Raw genomic sequence first — 3,283 nt, 5'->3', positions numbered from 1 at the left:
AATCAAATGAACATTCTTACCATCTGCTTTTAATTGGTCATACATCGCAGTAAATGATTCTTGGCCCGCGCAAATCACAACATTATCAACCTCAAGTACCGTTGGTTTGCCATCAACAGTAATATGAAGCCCTTGATCATCTACTTTGTCGTATTGCACACCTGCTAACATTTTCACGTTTCTGTTCTTAAGCCCGGTACGGTGAATCCAACCAGTCGTTTTACCCAGCCCTGCGCCTACTGAGGAAGCTTTACGCTGCAACAAATAGATTTCTCGTTCAGAAGCTTCAACTTTTGGCTGCTTTAAACCTCCGACATGTTCATAGTGAGTATCAATACCCCACTCTTCATAAAATTTTTCTGGATTTAAACTGCCACTTTCACCTTCATGGGTTAGGTACTCAGCCGTATCAAAACCAATACCACCCGCACCAATAATGGCAACACGCTGACCTACTGCTACACGCTCTTTAAGCACCTGTAAGTAGCTCAACACTTTTGGATGATCAATACCTTCAAATTGCAATTGACGAGGCGTTACACCAGTTGCAACTACGATTTCATCAAAGTCTGATTGGCTTAACTCTTCATAAGTGGCTGGATGGTTTAATACAAGTTCAATGTTCGGGCGTAATTCAATTTGACGATTGAAATAACGCAATGTTTCGTAGAACTCTTCTTTGCCTGGCACAGTTTTAGCGATATTAAACTGACCACCAATTTGATGACTTGCTTCAAAGATTTTAACTTGGTGTCCACGATCTGCCGCATATACAGCAAAACTTAAACCTGCTGGCCCGGCCCCAATGACGGCAATATTTTTCTGATTATGTGCTTCTTTAAAGATTAGTTCTGTTTCATAACATGCTCGAGGATTAACCAAACATGTTGCAATTTTCATAGAGAAAATGTGGTCGAGACAAGCTTGGTTACAGCCAATACACGTATTAATTTCATCACTACGGCCTTCACTTGCTTTTAAAACAAAATCAGGATCTGCAAGCATCGGACGTGCCATTGAAACCATATCCGCATGACCCGACGCTAATACATGTTCAGCCATTTCTGGTGTATTAATACGATTCGATGTAATTAATGGGACTGAAACTTCACCTTTTAATTTTTCAGTGACCCAAGTAAATGCAGCTCTTGGAACTTTGGTGGCAATTGTTGGAATACGAGCTTCATGCCAGCCAATACCCGTATTAATGATCGTAGCCCCAGCTTTTTCAATCGCTTTAGCAAGTTGAATCACTTCTTCTAAAGTAGAACCGCCTTCAACTAAATCAAGCATTGATAAACGGTAAATAATAATAAAGTTTTCACCCACTATTTCACGTGTACGTTTTACAATCTCAACAGGAAAACGAATACGGTTTTCATAGCTACCCCCCCATTCATCATCACGATGGTTTGTTCTGGCTGCAATAAACTCATTAATTAAATAACCTTCTGAACCCATAATCTCAACGCCGTCATATCCAGCGTATTGAGCAAGCTTCGCACAGTTTGCAAAATCATCAATCGTTTGTTGAACCTCAGCAGAAGTCATTGCTTTAGGCTTAATGGGATTAATAGGTGCCTGAATTGCCGAAGGCGCAACAATCTCTGGCTGATAAGAATATCGGCCCGTATGTAATATTTGTAATGCAATCTTCCCGCCAGCAGCATGTACAGCTTCGGTAATGACTTTATGTTTTTCAGCTTCTTCTGTGCTATCTAACTTAGAAGCATGAGCAAAGGTTAAACCTGCCTGATTGGGTGCAATACCGCCAGTAACAATGAGCCCAACATCACCTTTAGCACGTTCTGCATAAAAAGCTGCCATACGCTCATAACCACCAGGCGCTTCTTCTAGACCAACATGCATAGACCCCATCAATACGCGATTTTTTAATGTCGTAAAACCTAAATCTAATGGTTTTAATAAATGTGGATATAACGACATAACAACTCCTTGGCTTGCTAATCTGCTTGCTTAATGCAACTTGTTGCACAAATTTATAATCAAATTTTGACTTTTATGCAACATGTTGCATAATCTAATGAGTCACACTTTACTTTTGCTTACAAACGGATTGCCATGTCACTTCCTCATGTTTTATTGACCAGTTTACTAGAACGGCCAAGCACGGGCTTTGAACTCGCCCGCCGTTTTGACCGATCTATGGGCTTTTTCTGGAATGCCACACATCAGCAAATTTATCGTGAACTCAATAACATGCTTAAAAAAGGCTGGGTTTCCACTTTAGAAAATGAGATGGATAGTGGCCGAAAAAAAACTTATCAAGTCGAACAGCTTGGCCGTATTGAACTCGCTTCATGGATGACGCAGCAAAGCGAACCGGCACAGCTTAGAGATGACCTAATGGTAAGATTGCGCGCTGAGGCGCAATTGGGCAATAATCAAATATTACCCGAACTGTTACGACATCTTGGTCTACATCAAGAAAAGCTTAAGCTTTACCAAACTATTTACGATAAAGATTTTAAAGATAGCGATGATTTGAATAATCGAGTGTTATATATTCATAAAATGATCTTAGAACTCGGCATTACTATGGAAACTGAGTGGATCAAATGGTTGGAACAAGTCATCCCGCAATTAAAACTCTTTGCTCAAGATAATGTATCTGGAGAATAATCATGCCTTATTACGCCATGCCCGATCAGGAAAGTTTATTTGTACGCCGTGTTGGTCGTGGTGAACCGGTTTTGGTTTTATCTGGCTTAGGTATGCAAAGTTGGCAATGGCTACCTTTTATCTATGCAAATCGTAAAGAATACGAGTTTATTATTCCCGACTGGCGGGGCTTTGGCGGTTCAAAAAATTGTGCAATTCCCGAGCAAGATGCCATATCAAGCCACTGGCAAGATGTTGCTCACTTAATTGAGCAATTAAAATTAGATAAATTTATTTTAATGGGCTACTCAATGGGAGCCACCACTGCAATGCATGGCATGAAACATGCTCATCTCGCTCAGCAGTTAAAGGCCTATTTACATATCGATCAAACGCCTAAAATTTCAGTAGATGCTACCTGGCAATATGGGTTATTTGGGCCATTACATGCCCAATTTAAACAATTACTCAATGATATTTATCAGTTATTATCAACTCACAAAAATGCTAAATATCTGTATGAATTATCACTTCCGGACCGTCAAAAGTTGGTGCGTTTGTGGGTAGATTTTATTGAATTGCAAAGTAGCAATCCGTTTAGTCCTTTTGTTTTTAAAACTGCGTTAAAACAACCATTTTTACAAAAATATCTTCTTCCGAT

3 protein-coding genes are annotated in these 3,283 nt (G+C 39.8%); 2 read left to right on the top strand and 1 reads right to left on the bottom strand.

Going from position 1 to position 3,283, the window contains the following annotated elements; all coding sequences use genetic code 11:
* Positions 1 to 1,947: NADPH-dependent 2,4-dienoyl-CoA reductase (locus C1642_RS15600; protein WP_103236556.1), on the bottom strand; the 1,947-nt coding region annotated here is incomplete at its 3' end.
* Between the two features lie 135 nt (positions 1,948 to 2,082).
* On the opposite strand from C1642_RS15600, the gene C1642_RS15595 reads away from it, so the two are divergent.
* Both C1642_RS15595 and C1642_RS19715 read left to right on the top strand, forming a co-directional pair.
* The gene (locus C1642_RS15595; RefSeq protein ID WP_000056571.1) at positions 2,083 to 2,643 is read left to right on the top strand and encodes a PadR family transcriptional regulator; all 561 of its coding nucleotides are present in this window, start codon (positions 2,083 to 2,085) and stop codon (positions 2,641 to 2,643) included.
* Between the two features lie 2 nt (positions 2,644 to 2,645).
* Positions 2,646 to 3,283: alpha/beta hydrolase (locus tag C1642_RS19715; RefSeq protein ID WP_228153936.1), on the top strand; the 638-nt coding region annotated here is incomplete at its 3' end.

The sequence above is a fragment of the Acinetobacter sp. AKBS16 genome, from assembly GCF_002899995.1.
GTDB classification, from domain to species: Bacteria; Pseudomonadota; Gammaproteobacteria; order Pseudomonadales; family Moraxellaceae; genus Acinetobacter; species Acinetobacter baumannii.
The sequence above is the reverse complement of the archived record's forward strand: the minus strand, read 5'-3'. Positions and strand labels throughout refer to the sequence as shown.